Origin of the sequence: Nitriliruptor alkaliphilus DSM 45188, from assembly GCF_000969705.1 — a bacterium.
Classification (GTDB): Bacteria; Actinomycetota; Nitriliruptoria; order Nitriliruptorales; family Nitriliruptoraceae; genus Nitriliruptor; species Nitriliruptor alkaliphilus.
On sequence record NZ_KQ033901.1, the window covers coordinates 1,924,470 to 1,943,986 of the forward strand.

Sequence of the window (19,517 nt, forward strand, 5' to 3'; positions counted from 1 at the left end):
GGGTGCGGCAGGCGTGGACGACCGCAGAGGCGAAGGTTCTCCACGTCAATAGATTGATCTTACATCTTGACGAACGACAGGAGGGGTGCCGTGTCCGACGAGCTGCCCGCGACGCCGAGCGGCGCATCCCCGTTCGACCTGGCCGTCTGCAGCGAGATGGTCTTCCGCACAACGCAGGTGGCCGACATCCCCGGCCGGTGCGAACCCGGTACCGGCGAGATCAACTACCCGGCCATCGCGGCGGCACGCGCCGAGATCGGCGAGCGAGACAACTCGGGCGCCATCCCCGAGGAGGGACGTGGGCGACGCGCCGGCGTAGGGGGCGGGCGGTTCAGGCGAGCCAGCCGAGCCGACGCGAGACGCTCTCGGCCGCAGCGCGCACGAGGCCACCGACATCGTGCAGATCCCGCTCGTGGAAGCGGTACTCCGGACCGGAGATCACGATGGCCGCGACCAGGGAACCATCCGCCTGGCGGACCGGTGCGGCCACGGCGTTGAGTCCCATCTCCAGCTCGCTCACCGTGATCGCGTAGCCCTGCTCACGGACCGCCTCGAGGTCCTTGCGCAGCAGCTCCGGGTCGGTCAGCGTGTGCGGCGTGACGCTGGGCAGGTCGAGCGTGTCGCCGTCATGGAGCTCACCGGACCCGAAGGCCAGGAACACCTTGCCGGTCGCGGTGGCGTGCAGGGGATGGAACTGGCCCACCCAGTCGACGGAGATGATCGCCGACGAGAGGTTGATCTGCTCGATGCTGACCACCTCGCCGTCCCGCAAGACCGCGAGGTTGACCGTCTCGTTGGTCCGGGCGCTCAGGTCCTCGCAGACATCGCGAGCGATCTCGGCGAGATCGACGTCGCCGCTGATGCCCGCTGCCAGACGCACCATCGCGAAGCCCAGGCGGTACTTCTGGCTGCCAGCGTGCTGCTCGACGATGCCGCGCGCCTCCAGCGTCGCCATCAGACGGAACACGGTGGACTTGTGCACCTCCAGTTCCTTGGAGATCTCGGTGACGCCCGACCAGCCGTCACGCGCGAGGATCTCCATGATGGAGATGGCACGGTCGACGGACTGCACCGCTGCCTTCGGGCGGGTGTCACCTGGCACAGCGTCAACGCTCATGCACGGCACCGTACCCGACCTCGACCGCACGCCCGGCTGGCCCATCCGGCGCTCCACCAGGACCGTGGTCCCAGCCTGACCGACCGCCGCCGCACGCTTCGCGCGTACCCCTGGGCGGCAGGCGCCCGGTCTGGGTGCTCCAGGGCCGCTGCCCTCACTACTTCTTGACCGCCTGCCCTGCTGCGGACAGAGTTCGTTGCAGTCCTCGCAATCGTCTCGTTGAGCGCAACACCTGTCGGGTCGCCACCGCCTCTGGGAGGAGCGGCGGCAGCCCAGGAGGGCGTGGTGCACGCCCCCTAACGACCGCCCGGTGTGGCGTCGTCACGCCGGGCCCTGGGAGAGAGGAGCGCCGGTGTCGTCCATGCTGGCACGGTCCAGAGAGCACATCCATCCCGTGGTGTTCCCCGTCTCGGCGGGCGTCATCGTCCTGTTCGTCATCTACGGGGCACTGTTCAGCGAGGACGCCGACCGGCGCCTCGGTGCGACGCGTGACTGGATCACGGCGAACCTCGGCTGGTTCATGATCGGTGCGATCGGGCTGCTGCTGCTGTTCTGCCTGTGGCTGGTGATCGGGCGCTACGCCAGCGTCAAGCTCGGCCCGGATGACGCCGTCCCGGACTACAGCTACCTCACCTGGTTCGCGATGCTGTTCAGCGCCGGCATGGGCATCGGGCTGGTGTTCTGGGGCGTCGCCGAGCCCGTCTTCCACTTTGCGGGCGCACCACGCGTGGAATCCAACACCGCCGAGGCTGCGCGCGAGGCTCTGCTGCTGAGCTTCCACCACTGGGGACTCGGGGCCTGGGCCGTCTACGCCGTCCTCGGCCTGTCGCTGGCCTACTTCGGCTACCGGCACGATCTGCCCATGACCGTCCGCTCCGCCCTCTACCCCTTGATCGGGGAGCGGATGCACGGGTGGGCGGGCAACCTGGTCGACACCCTGGCCATCTTCGGGACCATGTTCGGCGTCGCGACGTCCCTCGGCCTCGGGGTCGCCCAGATCAACGCGGGCCTCAACCGCGTCCTCGGCGTGGGGGTCAGCCAGGGCGTGCAGATCAGCCTGATCGCCGGCATCACCCTGGTCGCCACGATCTCGGTGGTGACCGGCATCGACAAGGGGATCCGCCGCCTGTCGGAACTCAACATCACCCTGGCGGGACTGTTGCTGCTGTTCATCGCACTCGTCGGACCGACGATGCTGCTCCTCGGCGCCTACGTCGAGAACATCGGCAACTACGTCACCAACTTCGTGGAACTGCTGTTCTGGAGCGGCAGCTACGACAACGAGCAGGGCGCCTGGCTGAGCGGCTGGACCATCTTCTACTGGGCCTGGTGGGTGTCCTGGGCGCCCTTCGTGGGGACGTTCATCGCTCGCATCTCCCGCGGCCGGACCATCCGCGAGTTCATCCTCGGCGTGCTGCTCGTGCCGTCGGCGGTCTCGTTCCTGTGGTTCACCGTGATGGGCAACTCCGCCCTGGAGATCGAGCTGGAAGGCGCCGGCGACATCGTCGGACCGACCTTCGAGGCGACCGAGTTCGCCATGTTCGCGCTGCTCGAGCAGCTCCCGTGGACGACCTTGACGTCGATCGTGACGATCTTCGTGATCGTGGTGTTCTTCGTCACCAGCTCCGACTCGGCCTCCTACGTCATCGACATGATCGCGTCCGGTGGGTCGCTGAACCCGCCGGTCGGCATGCGGGTCTTCTGGGCGGTCTCGGAGGGTGTCGTCGCGGCGGTGCTGCTGGCTGCCGGCGGCTTGGGTGCCCTCCAGGCCGGGGCGATCGCGACGGGTCTGCCCTTCACCGTCGTGTTGCTCGTGGCGATGGTCGGGATCATGAAGGGGCTCCGCAGCGAACAGCCAGGGATGACCCTGCGCGATGTGGTGGCGGCACCACTGATCGAAGGTTCGACGGACCGGCGCGAAGCACGGCGCACGGCGGCCGCCCGTACCCAGGCGGCGCCGGGGGAGCCGACGGACGGTGAACCGCGCGACGACACGCTGACACCGCAGTAGCGGAGCGGCGCTCGGTGTGTCTCGCCCCGAGGTACCCGGCAGCTGCGAGCGGGATCGGTCCCGCACGACGAAGGAGCTCAGCCCAGATGGAACGCGTGATGGTCGGTGTCGACGCATCCAAGACCTCGGTCGACGCGCTGCAGCGCGCGGCGGACGAGGCCCGCTGGCGGGGTGCCGTGCTGGAGATCGTGTACATCTTCGATCCGCCCGAACAGGTGACCGCCTTCCCGGTCCCGCCCTCCAAGGGGCGCGATGTCGCGCGTGACATCGAGGTGGTGCGTGCCCAGGCCACCGAGCAGCTGGAGGCGTGGGTGAAGGAGACAGGGGTCGACGTCGGTGACCTCGAGGTCGAGTGGTCGATCCTCGCCGATCGCCGCCCGTCGCGAGCGATCATCGAGCGCTCTGGCGACGCCGATCTGGTGGTCGTGGGAGCGCGGGGTCGCGGCGGCTTCGCGGGCCTGAAGCTCGGCTCGGTCAGCGAGCAGGTGATCCGCCACGCCAAGTCACCCGTCCTGGTCGTACGCGAGTCGACCCAGTAGTACGGACGTCCCCGTGGTCCACACCGGCGTCCTGGGGGCGGCGGGTGGCTGACCGGTGTCCGGCGGCGCTGGGTGGCCCGGGGCCGGAGCAGCGGCGCCTCGCGGTGGGGCGCGATCCGGGCTGCCCGGCCCCTTGACCGCGCGCCGACATCGGGGCAAACTGTTGCGCATAGCGAGGAAGGTTGCGGAGTGAGCAACGCGAGTGGGACACAGGACGCCCAGGGCGTCCTCGCCGCACCGCCCCCGTTGGACCCCTCGCGGCCGCACGGACCGTCTGGCGACATCCTCGACGCCATCGGCGACACCCCGCTGGTCTGCGTCGACGGTGTCTGGGCGAAGCTCGAGTTCCTCAACCCGTCGGGGTCGGTCAAGGCGCGGCTGGCCCGCTACATCATCGAGCGTGCCGAGGCCGAGGGACTGCTGCGTCCCGGTGACACCATCGTCGAGGCCTCCAGCGGCAACACGGGCAACGCCATGGCGATGCTCGCTGCGGTCAAGGGCTACCGCATGGTCGTGGTCATGCCACGAGGCATGAGCCCGGAACGGTCCGCGATCTCCCGGGCGTTCGGCGCCGAGGTGGAGCTGGTCGGCGACTTCCAGGTCAACGCGGCCCTGGCCCGAGCGCAGGAACTGGGGCGACTCCCCGGGTACTTCGCGCCCGGACAGTTCGAGTCGGAGTGGAACGTCGAGGAGAACCGCACCTGGCTGGGACCAGAGATCCTGCGGCAGCTTCCCGATGGCGTCCGCCCGGATGCACTCGTCATGGGCGTGGGTACCGGTGGGACCCTGATCGGCGTCGGCCAGGCCTTCCGTGAGGTCAACCCGCAGGTCCGCCTGGTCGCCCTCGAGCCCGCCGAATCCTGCACCATCCTGTGTGGCGAGGTGGGACACCACCTCATCGAAGGCATCTCGGACGGTTTCGTCCCCGGGATCCTCTCCCGCCACCGCGACCTCGTCGACGACGTCGTGTCGGTCGCCAGCGTCGAGAGCGTGGCGGCCATGAGACGGCTGGCCCGCGACCACGGCATGTTCGTCGGTCCGAGCTCCGGTGCCCACTTCGTCGCCGCACAGCGACTGCGCGCCGAGGACCCCTCGCTCTCGACCATCGTCACGGTCTTCTGCGACGAGGGCGAGAAGTACCTCAGCCAGCTCTTCAGCGACGTGACGACGACCTGAGCCGCAGCCGCGGAGCGGCCGGCGCGAGGAGGGCTCGAGGACCATGAGCTTCGACACATCCGTTCGCTCGATGGCGCCCCGTGTCCGGGATGATCTGGCGGCGACGCTCGAGCGGGCACGCTTCGAGATCCTGCCGATCGCCGGCGTCGACGAGCAGATCGCCCACCTGCCGGCCGGCGCGGCGGTCACGGTCACCGCGTCCCCGTCCAAGGGCATCGACGCGACCCTCGACCTGTGCGCGCGACTGGTGGACCGCGATCTCCAGGTCATCCCGCACCTGTCGGCCCGCCTCGTCCGCGACCGACGCCACCTCGCCGATCTGTTGCGGCGCCTGCGGGACCTCGGGATCGACGCCGCGTTCGTGGTCGCGGGCGACGCGCCCGAGGCCGCCGGACCGTACGAAGGCGCAGCCGACCTGCTGAGGGAGATGGCCGACCTGGGCCACGAGCTGCGGGAGATCGGCATCACCGGCTACCCCGAGAGCCACGCCTTCATCCCCGACGACGACACCATCCGGGCGATGTCCGACAAGGCGCCCTACGCGACGCACATCGTCTCGCAGATCTGTTACGACCCCGCCGTCATCGTCGGCTGGATCCAGGCCGTTCGTGCCCGCGGGATCACGCTCCCGATCCACCTCGGCATCCCCGGTGCCGTCGACCGGGCCAAGCTCGTACGCATCTCGATGCGCGTCGGCCTCGGCGATTCGGTCCGCTTCCTGCGCAAGCAGTCAGGCGTGGTGTCCCGGCTGCTGACCGGCTACACGGCCGACGACCTCGTGTCCGAGCTCGCCGAGACGGTGGCCGACCGCGACAGCGGCGTCGCCGGTTGGCACCTGTTCACCTTCAACCACGTCGACCAGACCGAGCGCTGGCGCCAGCAACTGCTGGCCCAGCTCCGCACCACCGCGGACGATCGGGTGACCGACACCGACCAGCGGCGCGCCCCGCGCCGAGGAGCACGGGCATGAGCGGCTTCCCCAGCGATCTCCAGATCGCACGCCAGGCGACGTTGCGGCCACTCGACGACATCGCCGCCGACATGGGCATCGGCCCCCACCTGTTGGAGCGGTACGGCGACGGCGTCGCCAAGATCAAGCTGGCCGCCATCGAGGAGCTGGCCGACCGGCCGGCCGCCCGCTACGTGGTGGTGTCGGCCATCACCCCCACGCCGCTCGGTGAGGGTAAGACCACCACGACGGTCGGTCTCGGGCAGGGGTTCTCGCACATCGGGCGGCGGGCCACGGTGGCGATCCGACAGCCGTCGATGGGCCCCACGTTCGGCATCAAGGGCGGCGCGGCGGGCGGCGGGTACAGCCAGGTCGTCCCGATGGAGCTGCTCAACCTCCACCTGACCGGCGACATGCACGCCGTGACCGCGGCCCACAACCTCCTCGCAGCGATGATCGACAACCACGTCCACCACAACGACGACTTCTTCAACGTCGATCGCCACTCGGTGACCTGGCGGCGGGTCCTGGACGTCAACGACCGGGCCCTGCGCAACATCATCAGCGGGCTCGGCTCCCGCCTCGACGGGGTGATCCGCGAGGCCGGGTTCGACATCACGGCCGCCTCCGAGGTGATGGCGGTGCTGGCCCTGTCCACCTCGCTCCAGGACATGCGTGAGCGGATGGGGCGGATCGTCATCGGCAACAGCACCGAGGGCAAGCCCATCACGGCCGAGGACCTCAGGGCCGCGGGCGCCATGACGGTCATCATGCGTGAGGCGATCAAGCCCAACCTGATGCAGACCCTGGAGAACACGCCGGTCCTGGTGCACGCCGGTCCGTTCGGCAACATCGCCCACGGCAACTCGTCCATCGTCGCCGATCTGATCGGGATCCGCGGCGGCGACTACCTGATCACCGAGGCCGGGTTCGGCGCCGACATGGGGGCCGAGCGGTTCTTCAACATCAAGTGCCGCGCCTCCGGGCTGACGCCCGATGCGGCCGTGCTGGTGGCCACGGTCCGTGCTCTCAAGGCGCACTCCGGCCGCCACAAGGTCGTCGCCGGTCGGCCGCTGCCCGAGGGGATGCTCCCCGAGAACCCCGGGGACGTGGAAGCTGGCGCGGACAACCTCCGCAAGCAGATCGAGAACATCCGGGTCCACGGGGTCTCGCCCGTGGTCGCGATCAACGCCTTCCCGACCGATCACCCGAGCGAGCACGAGGCGATCCGCCGGATCGCCGAGGAGATGGGCGCCCGCGTGGCGGTCAGCAGCCACTTCTCCGATGGCGGTCGCGGTGCGGCCGAGCTGGCCGAAGCCGTCGCCGAGGCAGCCGAGGAGCCCAGCGAGTTCCGCCTGCTCTACCCGGACGAGGCCAGCCTGCGCGAGAAGATCGAGGCGGTCGCCACCAAGGTCTACGGCGCCGACGGGGTGTCCTACGACCTCAGCGCGCAGCGGCAGCTGGACAGCTACGAGGCGAACGGGTTCGGCCACCTGCCCGTCTGCATCGCCAAGACCCACCTGTCGATATCGTCCGACCCGACCCTCACCGGCGCCCCCACGGGGTGGACCCTCCCCGTCCGTGAGGTGCGGGCGTCCGTGGGCGCCGGGTTCGTCTACCCCATCTGCGGCGACATGCGCACGATGCCGGGCCTGAGCTCGAACCCGGCCGCCCACCACATCGACATCGACGAGGACGGCGAGATCGTGGGCCTGTCCTGAACCTGCACGACCTGACCCTCGAGGAGTACCTCGAGCGTGTGGCGGCGCGTGCGCCCGCGCCCGGCGGTGGGGCCGTGGCGGCGGTGACCCTCGCCGCCGCAGCGGGCCTCGTGGCGATGGCCGCTCGCTTCGACGACGGCCGCGACGAGACGGCCGCGATCGTCGAGGAGGCCGACGCGATCCGGCGGGAGGCCCTGCGGCTCGCCGATGAGGACACCGTCGCCTACGCGGCCGTCCTCGACGCCTCACGTGCGGACCACGACGACGAGGCGGCGCGTCGCCGTGCCGTGCGAGCGGCCCTGTCGGCCGCCACCGACGTGCCCCTCGGTGTCGTCGAGCGTGGGCACCGGGTCGCCACGCTGGGCGTGCCCGTCGCCCTCGATGGCAACCCGAACCTGCGGGGCGATGCGCTGGTCGGCGTCCGACTGGCGGACGCCGCCGCCCGCAGCGCCGCGGACCTGGTCCGCCTCAACGCATCGCTCGGTGACCTGGGCGACGGGCCGGTCGATCAGGCCGAGTCCTGGTGCGCCGAGCTCCGCGTCGTGGTGGGCGCGTTGGAGCAACCGCCACGCTGAACGGATCGGCAGGGCGGGGCGCACCCACCACTGAGATATCTCTTGCCATAGAACTGATATATCTGTACGGTGACCGAGTCGTCCACAGGAGCAGTCCCACGGCCAGCAACGCGGATCTCGACGCGTCGAGCCCCCTCGACGACGGCCACGCCCGGCTGCAGCGTCTGGCCGTGCTCGTCCCCGAGCACGCCCCGAGCACGTCGTTGAGCGACCAGGCCTACTACCTGTTGCGCGATCGCATCGTCACGCTTCGACTGCCGCCGGGAGCGCTCGTCAACGAGCGCGACCTCATGGAGGAGTTCGGCCTCGGCCGCACCCCGATCCGCGAGGCACTGCGGCGCCTGGCCGACGAGGACCTCGTCGAGGTCTACCCCCGCCGCGGCATCCAGGTCGGGCCCATCGACGTCGGCGACCTCGGGGCGATCTCGGAGGTCCGCGTCGAACTCGAGGGGTTCGCCGCCCGGCTGGCGGCTCGTCGCGCCAACGCCGACGACCGTGACGACCTGCGGGCCCTCCTCGACGAGATCGAGACCATCGCCGCCGGCGACGACGAGCCCGACGAGCTTCAGCTCATCCACCTCGACCAGCGCATCCACCGCCTGATCTACCGCGCCGTGCACAACCCGTTCCTGGAGGCGGCCCTCGATCGCTACTACGTCCTGGCGCTGCGGCTGTGGTTCCTGGCGCTCGACCGGGTGCCACGGCTGGAGGACGCGGTCGGGGAGCACGGCGAACTGCTCCGCACGATCCTCGACGGCGACGAAGCCACCGCCGAGGCCATCGCCCGGGACCACGTCATCGGCTTCGAGCAACAGATCCGTCAGTTGTTGTGACGCCTCCGGGCGCAGAACCGAGATGAAGGGTGCACCGTGAGTGACCTGCCGGAGGACGCGAACGTCGTCGTCATCGGAGCCGGGATCGTCGGCAACTCCCTCGTCGGCCACCTGGCCGACCTGGGGTGGCGCGACATCGTCCTGCTCGACAAGGGGCCGCTGCCCGACCCCGGCGGGTCGACCGGGCACGCCTCGAACTTCATCTTCCCCGTCGACCACAGCAAGGAGTTCGCCCTGCTGACGCTGGACTCCCAGCGGCAGTACGAGCAGATGGGCGTCAACACCACCTGCGGCGGCATCGAGGTGGCACGCACCCCCGAGCGCATGGAGGAGCTGCGGCGCCGCATGGCCTCGGCCAAGGCGTGGGGCGTCGAGTCCGAGCTGATCGGCCCGAAGGAGGTCGCTGAGCTCGTGCCCTTCATCAACACCGACATCATCCTCGGCGGCTTCCACACGCCGTCGGTGTCGGTGGTCGATTCGCTCCAGGCGGGCACGCTCATGCGCCAGCGGGCGCTCGACGCCGGTGCGCTGACCATCTCGCCCTGGACCGAGGTGGAGGACATCGAGGTCGACCGCGGACGCGTCAAGGCGGTGGTCACCGACAAGGGACGGATCCGCTGCGACTACGTCGTCATCGCCTGCGGCGTGTGGAGCCCGCGCATCGCCGCGATGGCCGGTGCCTCGATCCCGCTGACCCCGGCCGTGCACCAGATGATCGACGTCGGGCCCATCCCGCTCCTGGAGGCGACCCGCAAGGAGATCGCGTTCCCGATCGTCCGCGACGTGGACACCAACATGTACGAGCGCCAGAACGGCGGCGATATGGAGGTCGGTTCCTACGCGCACCGGGCGATCCTGCACCACCCGAACGAGATCCCCTCCATCGCCGAGGCACAGCTCTCGCCGACCCAGATGCCCTTCACGGCCGAGGACTTCGACCAGCAGATGGAGGACGCCCTCGAGCTGATGCCCGAGATCCTCGACGTCCCTGGTGCCGGCATCAAGCACGCCATCAACGGGCTGCTGTCGCTCACGCCCGACGGCGGCCCCCTGCTCGGTGAGACCGTCGAGGTCAAGGGCCTGTGGTCGGCCGCCGCGGTCTGGATCAAGGAGGGGCCGAGCGTCGGCCGGGCCATCGCCGAGTGGATGACCGACGGGCAGCCCGAGTACGACCTGCACGGCGGCGACATCGCTCGCTTCGCCCCCAACCAGCGCACGGCCCACCACATCCGCGCCCGGACCAGCGAGGGGTTCAACAAGACCTACGGGATCGTCCACCCGCGCGAGCAGTGGGCATCGAACCGCGGCGCGCGCCTCGCCCCGTTCCACCGCCGTACCGAGGCGCTCGGCGCCGTCTACTTCGAGGCCGGCGGCTGGGAGCGGCCCCAGTGGTACGGATCCAACGCGCCCCTGCTGGAGGAGTTCGCCGACCGCATCCCGCAGCGGGAGCACGAGTGGGACGCTCGCTGGTGGTCGCCCATCATCAACGTCGAACACCTCGCCATGCGCGAGCGGGTCGCGATGATCGACCTCACCGCCTTCTCGATCTTCGAGGTGACGGGCCCCGGCGCGGTCGACTACCTCCAGCGCATGACCGTCGCCAACATGGACCGCCCGCCTGGCCGGATCATGTACACGCCCGTCCTCAACCAGCGGGGCGGGTTCCGCAGCGACCTGACCGTCGTGCGTCTGGGCCCTGACCACTTCCGCATCATCACGGGCGGCGCCGACTGGGGTCGCGACCTCAAGTGGTTCCGCGATCACCTCCCCGAGGACGGGTCCGCCCACCTCACCGATGCCACCAACGCCTGGACCACCATCGGCGTGTGGGGGCCCCGTGCCCGCGACCTGGTGTCGTCGGTGACCGAGGACATGTCCGACGAGGCCTTCCCCTTCGGCAGCGCCCAGTGGCGGGAGATCAACGGCGTGCCCGCGCTCCTGGTGCGGATCTCCTACGTCGGCGAACTCGGCTGGGAGATCCACGCCCCCATCGAGCAGGGCGAACGGCTGTGGGACACCCTCTTCGAGGCGGGACAGCCGCTCGGCTGCATCCCGGCCGGCGCCGGCGTGTACGGCACCACCGGCCGGCTGGAGAAGGGCTACCGGCTGATGGGCGCGGAGCTCGAGTCAGAGTTCAACCCCGTCGAAGCCGGCCTCGCGCTGCCCAAGGTGAAGTCCGCTGACTTCATCGGCAAGGAGGCCTACCTCGCCGCCCGGGAGGAGGAGCCCGCCGCGATCCTGTGCACGCTGACGGTCGAGGACCACACCTCCGCGTCGGGCATCCTCCGCTACCCCCAGGGCGGTGAGCCGATCCTGACCCTCGGCGGCGGCCGGATCGTCGACCGCCACGGACGCCCGTCCTACGTCACCACCGCCGGCAGCGGCCCTTCCGTCGGCAAGCACCTGCTGCTGTCCTACCTGCCACCCGAGCTGGCGGTCGAGGGCACCGACCTGCTGGTCGAGTACATGGGCGAGCGGTACCCGGTGAAGGTCGCGGTCGCCGGCCGAACCCCGCTGTTCGACCCCGATGACTCCCGTATGAAGGCGTGACGTCGTGCGGATCCTGGTCTGTGTCAAGCGCGTGCCGGCCCCCGGCGCCAAGATCGTGCTGACCGACGACGGGGGGGCGATCGACGACCGCCACCTCGGCTTCACGGTCAGCCCCCACGAGGAGTGCGCCGTCGAGGAGGCGGTCCGGCTCATCGCCGAGCACGGCGGCTCGTCGACGGTGCTCGCCCTCGGGCCGCCGGCCGCCGAGGAGCAGCTGCGGACGGCGATCTCGATGGGCGTCGACCACGGCGTGTTGCTGCCCACCGAGGAGCCCGACTGGGATCCGCGTGCGACCGCAGCGGCCCTCGCGGAGGCGATCAGGGTCCTCGAGGACGAGGATGGGACCTTCGACCTGGCGCTGTTCGGCAACGAAGCCGCCGACGCCGCCAACTACCAGGTGGGTGTCCGGGTCGCGTACGCGCTCGGGCGTCCGGTCGTGGCCGGGGTCAAGCAGATCGACATCGGCGACACGGTCACCTTCCACCGGGGCGTCGCTGAGGGGTTCGAACTGTGCGACGTCTCGCTGCCGGCGATCGCCGCGGTCAAGGAGGGCATCAACCTGCCCCGCTACCCGGCGATGCGGGGCCGGTTGATCGCCAAGAAGGCGCAGATCCGTCACCTCGAGCCCACCCGTCGTCCCGGTGGCTTGACGCTCCGGCGGCTGCACCATCCAGCCCAGGAGGAGACCGAGACCGTGATCCTGGGTTCGGGAGCCGAGGCCGCTCCCGCGGTCGCGCAGCTGCTGGAGAAGGTGGGAGTGCTATGAGCGGCACGATCCTCGCGTTGGTCGAGCTGGAGACCGATGGCTCGGTCGCGGCGACCTCCGAACGGATCCTGACGTTCGCGCGGCGCCTGGATGGCGTCCTGACGGCGGCGGTCATCGGCCCCGTCGGCGAGCTCGCCGTCGACGGGCTGCGGCGTCAGGGGGTCGAGGTGGTGCACGCCCTGGAGCACCCCCTGCTGGTCGCCTACGCCCCCGCGGCGTGGGCGGAGGCGGTGGCGCAGCTGCTGGACACCGAGGCGGCCGCGGTCGTGGTCGCTGCGGCGACCGACCGCGGCAACGAGGTGATGGCGCACCTGGCGGCTCGGACCGACCAGCCCCTGGCGACCAACTGCCTCGAGGTGACTGCTGTCGACGACGGCTGGGCGCTGACCCGACAGCGGTGGGGCGGCGTGCTGCTGGAGGATGCCCACCTCGACGCCGAGGTGGCGCTGCTCACCTGCGTTCCCCACGCGGTGGCGGCGGAGCCCGCCGGGACCGCGGGCGCCGCGGAGGTGCGGATCGTCACGGCGGAGCTGACCGCAGCCGACGTCGTCGGGCAGGTCCGTGAACAGGTGCGCCGTACCGAGGGGATCAGCCTGGCGACCGCCCCGGTCGTGGTCTCCGGCGGGCGTGGTGTCGGCAGCGCCGAGGGCTTCGGGGCGTTGGAGGAGCTGGCCGAGCTGCTGGGCGGCGCCGTGGGTTGCTCACGTGTGGCCACCAACAACGGGTGGCGGTCCCACAACGATCAGGTCGGTCAGACCGGCACCCGGGTCACGCCCCAGCTGTACATCGCGCTGGGGATCAGCGGCGCCACCCAGCACTGGGTCGGCTGCATGAACGCCAAGACGATCCTCGCGGTCAACACCGACGCCGATGCGCCGATGGTCACGCGCGCGCACTACGCGGTCGTCGGCGACCTCCACGCCCTCCTGCCGGCCCTCCTGGAGGAGGTCCGCAAGCGCAAGACCGTCCGCGTCTGAGACCGCGCCGTCAGCCGATCCCGTCGGGCATCTCCGACTTGCGCTGGTCGATGTAGGCGCACAGCTCCTCGTCGATGGCGTCGTCGATCGGCGGTGGCTCGTACTCGGCCAGCTGCTGCTTCCAGAGCTTGTTGGCCCGCTGCGCGGCCGTGAGGCTGCCCTCCTCCTCCCACTGCTCGAAGCTCGCGTTGTCGGCCACGTTCGAGCGGTAGAAGGCGGACTCGAAGTTCGCCAGGGTGTGGGCGGTGCCGAGGAAGTGCTGACCCGGTCCCGTCTCGCGGATCGCGTCCAGCGCCTGCCCGTTCTCGCTGAGATCCACGCCCTTGACGAACACCTCCATCATCCCGAGCTGGTCGGCGTCCATGACGAACTTCTCGAAACTCAGCGCCAGCCCGCCCTCCAGCCACCCGGCAGCGTGCAACACGAAGTTGACGCCCCCGAGCACCGTGGGCATGAGGGTGTTGGCGCTCTCGTAGGCGGCCTGGGCGTCCGGCGCCTTCGACGCGGTCAGCGACCCGCCGGACCGGAACGGGACGCCCAGCCGGCGGGCCAGCGCTGCGACCGTGTAGAGCACCAGGGCCGGCTCCGGCGTGCCGAAGGTCGGTGCGCCGGTCTGCATCGACATCGAGCTGGCGAACGACCCGAAGACGACCGGCGCGCCCGGTCGGACCAGCTGCACGAACGTCATGCCGGCCAGCGCCTCCGCGAGCGTCTGGGCGGCGACCCCGGCCGCCGTCACCGGCGCCATCGCCCCGGCCAGGATGAACGGCGTGATGATGCTGGCCTGGTTGTGCTCGGCGTACACCTGCGCGGCATCCAGCATGGACGCGTCCCACACCAGCGGCGACGACGCGTTGATGAGGCTGGTCATGACCGTGCGGTCCTGCAGGTCGCCGCCGAAGGCGATCCGCGCCAGTTCGACGCTGTCGGCCGCGCGCTCACCTGCGGTGACCGAGCCCATGAAGGGCTTGTCGCTGTAGCGGAGGTGGGCGTAGACCATGTCGAGGTGGCGCTTGTTGACCGGCACGTCCACCGGCTCGCACACGGTGCCCCCGGAGTGGTGGAGGGAGGGGGCGAGGTAGGCGAGCTTGACGAGGTTCTGGAAGTCCTCGAGGGTCGCGTACCGCCGGCCCCGGTCGAGGTCGGTCACGAACGGCGAGCCGTAGTTGGGGACGAACACGGTCGCGTCGCCGCCGATCTGCACGCTGCGCGCCGTGTTCCGGGCGTGCTGGGTGTAGATGGCCGGCGCGTTCTCGGACACGATCCGCCGGCACATACCTCGGGGGAAACGGACCCGCGAGCCATCCACATCCGCGCCGGCGTCCGCCAGCAGCCGAAGCGCCTCGGGATGGTCGCGGAACTCGATCCCCACCTCCTCGAGGATCGTGTCCGCGTTGTGCTCGATCAGCTCGAGGCCCTCCTCGCTGAGCACCTCGTAGGGCCGCAGCGTGCGGGTCAGGTACGGGGTGTGGGCGGCCGCTGCGCGGGCGGCGCGACCGGCGCGGCGGGCCTCGCGGCCGCCGCCCCGGCGTCCTCGCGTCGGAGTGGGAGTGTCGGTCGGGTCAGCACTCATGGGGTACCTCGCGGGTCGGCGGTGTCGTCGTTCGGCGCCACAGGGGAGAGACGGCGACGGCGACGACCGGTCGGCGGGCTCGCTGGCCGTGACGCGGGAAGGTCGACCACCTCGGCCAGGTGGGTCGACGGTGCGGTGGCGTGGGGGAAGGCGAGGGCGGCCACGAACAGCTCCTGGAACCGCGGTTCGGTGGCGGTCTCGATCTTGGTGATGGTGCGGACCGTGGCCTCCATCTCGCGCCGCTTGTCGCCGGACAAGAGCGCCCGGACCGCACCAGAGCCGGCGGCGTTGCCGACCGACCGGACCGCGTCCAGTGGGACGTCCGGCACGAGTCCCAGCACCAACGCGTACCGGGGATCGATGTGGGCGCCGAACGCGCCGGCCAGCCGGACCTCGTCGATCCGGTCGAGACCGGCGTGCTCGAGCAGCAGGTCGGTGCCAGCGCGCAGGGCCGCCTTCGCGAGCTGGATCGCGCGCACGTCGTCCTGGGTGATGCGCAGCTGCGCGCCGGGCCCCTCGTCGTACAGCACGTAGCTGTGGGTCCGTCCGTCCGCGACGACGCGGTCGGTCCGCTCGGCGAGCTCCGCGCGGATCACCCCTCGTTGGTCGATGATCCCGGCGAGGAACAGCTCGCCGATCACCTCGATGATCCCCGACCCGCACACGCCGGTCACACCGCCGCTGTCCGCGACGGCCGCCGTGAACCCCTCCTCGTCGGACCAGCGGTCGCAGCCGATGACGCGGAACCGCGGCTCGAGGGTGGTGCGGTCGATGCGGACCCGTTCGACCGCACCGGTGGTGGCCCGCTGGCCGCAGGAGATCTGGGCGCCCTCGAAGGCCGGGCCGGTCGGGCTCGAGGCGGCGTAGAGGGCACGACGGTCACCGACCACGATCTCCGCGTTCGTGCCGACGTCGATCAGCAGCTGCACGGCGTCGCCGCGGTGGGGACCCTCGGCGAGGATCGCCGCCGCGGTATCGGCACCCACGTGGCCGGCGATGCAGGGCGCCAGGTAGACGCGGCCGAAGGGCGCCGGGATGTCGAGGTCGGCGGCGCGCAGCTCGACCGGCTCGCCGGTCGCCAGCGTGAACGGCGACTGGCCGAGGGGGGTGGGATCGATCCCCAGGACGAGGTGGTGCATGATCGGGTTGCCGACCAGCACCAGCTCCAGCACCTGGGAGCGCTCGACGGCGGCGTCCGCGGCCAGTTCGGTCACGAGCTCGGACAGCGCCTGCCGGACGGCGGCGGTCAACGTGCGGTCCCCACCCGGGTTGAGCATCACGTAGGAGACGCGGCTCATGAGGTCCTCGCCGAACCGGATCTGCGGGTTCATCCGGCCGGCGGTGGCCAGGACCTCGCCGCTGGACAGGTCACAGAGGTAACCCGCCACGGTCGTCGAGCCGATGTCGATGGCGACCCCGACGCTGCGGTCGACGTAGCCCGGCCACGCGGCGGCGATCCGGTGGTCGCGCACCGCAAGCGTCGCGCCGTCGGTCGGGTCGGCCACCGCCCGGTGCAGGTGCGGCAGCACCTCGGCGTCGACCTGCACGTCGTGGAGGTCCCAGGTCCGAGCGAGGGCAGCCCGGATCCGGTCGAGCACGCTGGCGCCCGCCCCGGCGTCGTCGTCGTCGAACGCCACGTACCGGAGCGTGACGACCGGATCGATGCGCAGCTCGCCGAGCCCGATGTCCTTGCGGACGATCTGCTTGTGGATCTGGCTGGCGGGCGGCACGTCGACGACGAGGTCGCCGACGATCCGCAGGGCGCAGCCCAGCCGGTGGCCGTCCGCGATGGGCCGGCGGCCGACGTAGTGGCCCTCGAGGTCGTCGGGGTCGACGACGTGGTCGGGCCGGACCGTCATGTCCCACTTGGGGAACGTGCCGACGCTGGGGACGACCTGGCAGCGCCCGCAGATCGCCCGGCCACTGCACACCGAGTCGAGGTCGACGCCGAGCTCCCGGGCGGCGTCGAGCACGCTGGTGCCCTCGGCGACCGTGCCGCTCAGTCCCGACGGGGTGAACACGATGCGGTGCTCGCCCTGGCCGGTGCGGCGCGGCGCGGCAGCCATCGGCCTAGCCGCCCGTCGGGGCGCGTCGCCCGGCTCGTCGTCGGGAACTCTCGCGGCCGGTTCCCTCGCCGTCTGGCTGCCGGTTGGCGCGGATCCATGCGGCGCAGTTGGCGTCGTGTCCCGCCAGGACATCCGCGGCGGTCACCGCCGTCTTCACCTCGGGATGCATCGGGTTCATGATCGCCGAGGTCATGCCGGCGCCGATGGCCATGGACAGGAACGTGCCGGTGATCGCGTGCCGGTTGGGCAGGCCGAAGCTGACGTTGGAGGCACCACAGATGGTGTTGACCTCGAGCTCCTCACGCAGACGTCGCAGCAGCCGGAAGACCTGCTGCCCGGCGCTGCCCATGGCTCCGATCGGCATGACCAGCGGGTCGACGATGACGTCCTCGCGAGGGATCCCGTGATCGGCGGCGCGGTTGACGATCCTGCGTGCCACCTCGAAGCGGACGTCGGGATCCTCGGAGATGCCGGTCTCGTCGTTGGAGATGGCCACCACCGCGGCACCGTGCCGTGCGACCAACGGCAGGACCCGCTCCATCACCTCGTCCTCACCGGTGACCGAGTTGATCAGCGGCTTGCCCTGGTAGACGGCGATGCCCGCTTCGAGGGCCTCCACCACCGAGGAATCGATCGACAACGGTGCGTCGGTCAGCGACTGCACCAGTTGCACCGCGTGGGCCAGCAGCGCCGGTTCGTCGGCGAGGGGCACGCCGGCGTTGACGTCGAGCATCTGGGCGCCGGCCTCGACCTGTGCGAGCGCGTCGGCCGCGACGCGGCTGAAGTCGCCGGCCTTCAGCTCCTCCGCGAGGATCTTGCGGCCGGTCGGGTTGATCTTCTCCCCGATCATGACGAAGGGCCGACCGAAGCCGATCACGACCTCCCGCGTCCCTGAGCTCACCACGGTCTGTGTCATGCGTCCCCCTCCGAGGGTTCGATGCCGCCGTGCCGGACGATCGCGGCGAGTCGGTCACGGGTGTAGGTCCGGTCGAGTTCGTCGATCCGTTCGGCGATGACGGTGGCGGGATCGCCGTCCAGCGGCTGCTCGATCCGTCGCCACTCGGCGACGTAGGCGGCCAGCTCGGTCTTGCCGGCGACCTTGGCCGCCCGATCGATGGCGACCTGGAAGCGGTTCGGCAGCAGCGCCTTCTCCGTGGTGTCCGTCGTGGTGGCGTTCACCTGCGCCGGGATGTCTCGCCACAGGATCGTCGCCAGCGCTGGTCCGCTCGCGCGGCGCCGGCTCATGAGGCGATCTCGATCAGCGCGTCCCGGAGCCCGGTGACCCCGGTGAGGCGCCGCTCGTGGTGCAGGCCCAGGCGCGCCGCCGCGCGCCGCGCGTCTTCGTCCAGGTCGGGGTCGTCGCGCTGCGCGAGGTGTACGAGGCGGCGGTAGTTGCCGAAGTAGGCGGTCAGCAGCTGCGGGTGCCGGTCGATGCCGAGGCCCTCGATCACCAGCCGGTCGAAGTTCCGCGCGAGGTAGTCGGTGAGGTAGAAGGTGCCCGGTTCCTGCTCGTGGAGCGCGGCGAACGCCTCGCCGCCGGCGAACACCTCGTAGCAGTGGGCGCCGGGCAGCCGCTCGGCGCCCTCCTCGCTGCAGACACGATCCAGCAGCCCGCCCGTCCCGCAGTCGGCGTAGCCCACGAGGATCCGATCGGTGTCGGCGCGACGGGCTCGGACCCGCTGCCGGACGAGATCGGGGATCTGGTCGGGACGGTTGTGCAGCGACGGCGGCAGGCACTCGATGGTCACGTTCGGGAGCTGGCCGAGCACCTCGATCAGCTCCCGGGCCAGCGCGCCGCAGGCGATGACGTGCACGCGGGGCGCGGTCGTGTCGACCATCAGGACGCCACGGCGCGGCGTTCTCGGATCAGGCGGGTGGCGGTCTCGGCGGCCATCGCGGCGTCCCGGCAGTAGGCGTCCGCGCCGATCGCCTCGCCGAACTCCTCGTTGAGCGGAGCGCCGCCGACCAGCACGATGAACTCGTCACGCCGGCCCTTCTCCTTGAGCGTGTCGAGGACCACCTTCATGTAGGGCATCGTGGTGGTCAGCAGCGCGGACATGCCCAGGATGTCGGGGCGGTGTTCGTCGAGTGCGGCGATGTAGCTGTCCACGTCGGTGTTGATCCCGATGTCCACCACCTCGAAGCCGGCACCCTCCAGCATCATCGCGACCAGGTTCTTGCCGATGTCGTGGATGTCGCCCTTGACGGTGCCGATCACCACCTTGCCGATGGGTTGCGCCCCGGTCTCGGCGAGCAGCGGACGCAGCAGCGCCATCCCGGCCTTCATCGCGTTGGCGGCCAGCAGCACCTCCGGGACGAAGAGCACCCCGTCCCGGAAGTCGATCCCGACGATGCGCATGCCCTCGACCAGGGCCTCGTCGAGGACCCGCTTGGGTCCCCAGCCGCGCTCGAGCAGGATCTCGGTCCCCTCGGCGATGTCGTCGGCGCGACCGTCGTAGAGATCCTCGTGCATCTGCTCGACGAGCTCCTGCTCATCGAGTCCGCGGAGGTCGAGTTCGTCCGCCGGCTCCTCTGGCATCCCTGGTCCTTCACACCGACGCCGGGGTCGGGCATGCACGTGGACGGGGGCACGAGGCCCCCGGCAGAACCGGCGCCGCAGCGCCAGTATGCACAACGGTTGCGTCCAGCACAACGATCGATATC

The 19,517-nt window shown here is 70.7% G+C and carries 17 protein-coding genes and 1 pseudogene; 11 read left to right on the forward strand and 7 right to left on the reverse strand.

Annotated elements, in window-relative coordinates; genetic code table 11:
• Positions 1 to 174: 174 nt before the first annotated feature.
• Positions 175 to 262 (forward strand): annotated as a pseudogene (locus NITAL_RS29385) (hydroxypyruvate isomerase); the annotation flags it as partial.
• A 69-nt stretch (positions 263 to 331) separates the two neighbouring features.
• Here the strand turns inward: NITAL_RS29385 and NITAL_RS09080 are convergent.
• Positions 332 to 1,117, reverse strand: coding sequence for an IclR family transcriptional regulator (locus tag NITAL_RS09080; protein WP_052665953.1), 786 nt, complete (start codon positions 1,115 to 1,117; stop codon positions 332 to 334).
• Between the two features lie 361 nt (positions 1,118 to 1,478).
• Between NITAL_RS09080 and NITAL_RS09085 the strand changes: the two genes are divergently transcribed.
• The 10 genes from NITAL_RS09085 to NITAL_RS09130 all read left to right on the forward strand — a co-directional run bounded on the left by NITAL_RS09085 (position 1,479) and on the right by NITAL_RS09130 (position 13,214).
• Positions 1,479 to 3,128: a BCCT family transporter gene (locus tag NITAL_RS09085; protein WP_245617726.1), complete on the forward strand. Its 1,650-nt coding sequence runs from the start codon at positions 1,479 to 1,481 to the stop codon at positions 3,126 to 3,128.
• Positions 3,129 to 3,214: 86 nt separating this feature from the next.
• Complete coding sequence (locus NITAL_RS09090; RefSeq protein WP_052665955.1) at positions 3,215 to 3,667, forward strand: universal stress protein; 453 nt, start codon at positions 3,215 to 3,217, stop codon at positions 3,665 to 3,667.
• Between the two features lie 246 nt (positions 3,668 to 3,913).
• Positions 3,914 to 4,843, forward strand: coding sequence for a pyridoxal-phosphate dependent enzyme (locus NITAL_RS09095; RefSeq protein WP_052669544.1), 930 nt, complete (start codon positions 3,914 to 3,916; stop codon positions 4,841 to 4,843).
• Positions 4,844 to 4,886: 43 nt separating this feature from the next.
• Entirely contained in the window at positions 4,887 to 5,813 is a 927-nt protein-coding gene (locus NITAL_RS09100) for a methylenetetrahydrofolate reductase (RefSeq protein WP_211262301.1), read from the forward strand.
• Complete coding sequence (locus tag NITAL_RS09105; RefSeq protein ID WP_052665956.1) at positions 5,810 to 7,513, forward strand: formate--tetrahydrofolate ligase; 1,704 nt, start codon at positions 5,810 to 5,812, stop codon at positions 7,511 to 7,513. The genes NITAL_RS09100 and NITAL_RS09105 overlap by 4 nt, the downstream gene beginning before the upstream one ends.
• An 11-nt stretch (positions 7,514 to 7,524) precedes the next feature.
• The gene (locus NITAL_RS09110) at positions 7,525 to 8,088 is read left to right on the forward strand and encodes a cyclodeaminase/cyclohydrolase family protein (protein ID WP_281175596.1); all 564 of its coding nucleotides are present in this window, start codon (positions 7,525 to 7,527) and stop codon (positions 8,086 to 8,088) included.
• A 170-nt stretch (positions 8,089 to 8,258) separates the two neighbouring features.
• Positions 8,259 to 8,921, forward strand: coding sequence for a GntR family transcriptional regulator (locus NITAL_RS09115; RefSeq protein WP_211262302.1), 663 nt, complete (start codon positions 8,259 to 8,261; stop codon positions 8,919 to 8,921).
• Between the two features lie 36 nt (positions 8,922 to 8,957).
• A complete protein-coding gene (locus NITAL_RS09120) occupies positions 8,958 to 11,471 on the forward strand; it encodes a GcvT family protein (protein WP_052665958.1) in 2,514 nt (837 codons plus the stop codon).
• 4 nt (positions 11,472 to 11,475) lie between these two features.
• Positions 11,476 to 12,237, forward strand: coding sequence for an electron transfer flavoprotein subunit beta/FixA family protein (locus NITAL_RS09125; protein ID WP_052665959.1), 762 nt, complete (start codon positions 11,476 to 11,478; stop codon positions 12,235 to 12,237).
• Positions 12,234 to 13,214 carry an electron transfer flavoprotein subunit alpha/FixB family protein gene (locus NITAL_RS09130; protein ID WP_052665960.1) on the forward strand — a complete coding sequence of 327 codons (981 nt, stop codon included), beginning with the start codon at positions 12,234 to 12,236 and terminating at the stop codon, positions 13,212 to 13,214. The genes NITAL_RS09125 and NITAL_RS09130 overlap by 4 nt, the downstream gene beginning before the upstream one ends.
• A 10-nt stretch (positions 13,215 to 13,224) precedes the next feature.
• Here NITAL_RS09130 and NITAL_RS09135 read toward each other — a convergent pair whose 3' ends face one another.
• From NITAL_RS09135 to NITAL_RS09160, 6 genes are read right to left on the reverse strand one after another with little or no spacing between them, the layout of a single operon-like run.
• Positions 13,225 to 14,787 (reverse strand): trimethylamine methyltransferase family protein, encoded by a 1,563-nt coding sequence (locus NITAL_RS09135; protein WP_052665961.1) that lies wholly within the window; start codon positions 14,785 to 14,787, stop codon positions 13,225 to 13,227.
• On the reverse strand, positions 14,784 to 16,853 hold the full coding sequence (locus tag NITAL_RS09140; RefSeq protein ID WP_052665962.1) for an ASKHA domain-containing protein: 2,070 nt from the start codon (positions 16,851 to 16,853) through the stop codon (positions 14,784 to 14,786). Before NITAL_RS09140 ends, NITAL_RS09135 begins: the two co-directional genes overlap by 4 nt.
• Positions 16,854 to 16,857: 4 nt before the next feature.
• The gene (locus NITAL_RS09145; RefSeq protein WP_052665963.1) at positions 16,858 to 17,769 is read right to left on the reverse strand and encodes a dihydropteroate synthase; all 912 of its coding nucleotides are present in this window, start codon (positions 17,767 to 17,769) and stop codon (positions 16,858 to 16,860) included.
• On the reverse strand, positions 17,766 to 18,098 hold the full coding sequence (locus NITAL_RS09150) for a virulence factor (protein WP_052665964.1): 333 nt from the start codon (positions 18,096 to 18,098) through the stop codon (positions 17,766 to 17,768). Before NITAL_RS09150 ends, NITAL_RS09145 begins: the two co-directional genes overlap by 4 nt.
• Positions 18,095 to 18,691, reverse strand: a complete 597-nt coding sequence (locus tag NITAL_RS09155) for a DUF1638 domain-containing protein (protein WP_052665965.1) — start codon at positions 18,689 to 18,691, stop codon at positions 18,095 to 18,097. Before NITAL_RS09155 ends, NITAL_RS09150 begins: the two co-directional genes overlap by 4 nt.
• Positions 18,691 to 19,392 carry a corrinoid protein gene (locus tag NITAL_RS09160; protein ID WP_052665966.1) on the reverse strand — a complete coding sequence of 234 codons (702 nt, stop codon included), beginning with the start codon at positions 19,390 to 19,392 and terminating at the stop codon, positions 18,691 to 18,693. The genes NITAL_RS09155 and NITAL_RS09160 overlap by 1 nt, the downstream gene beginning before the upstream one ends.
• Positions 19,393 to 19,517 lie beyond the last annotated feature (125 nt).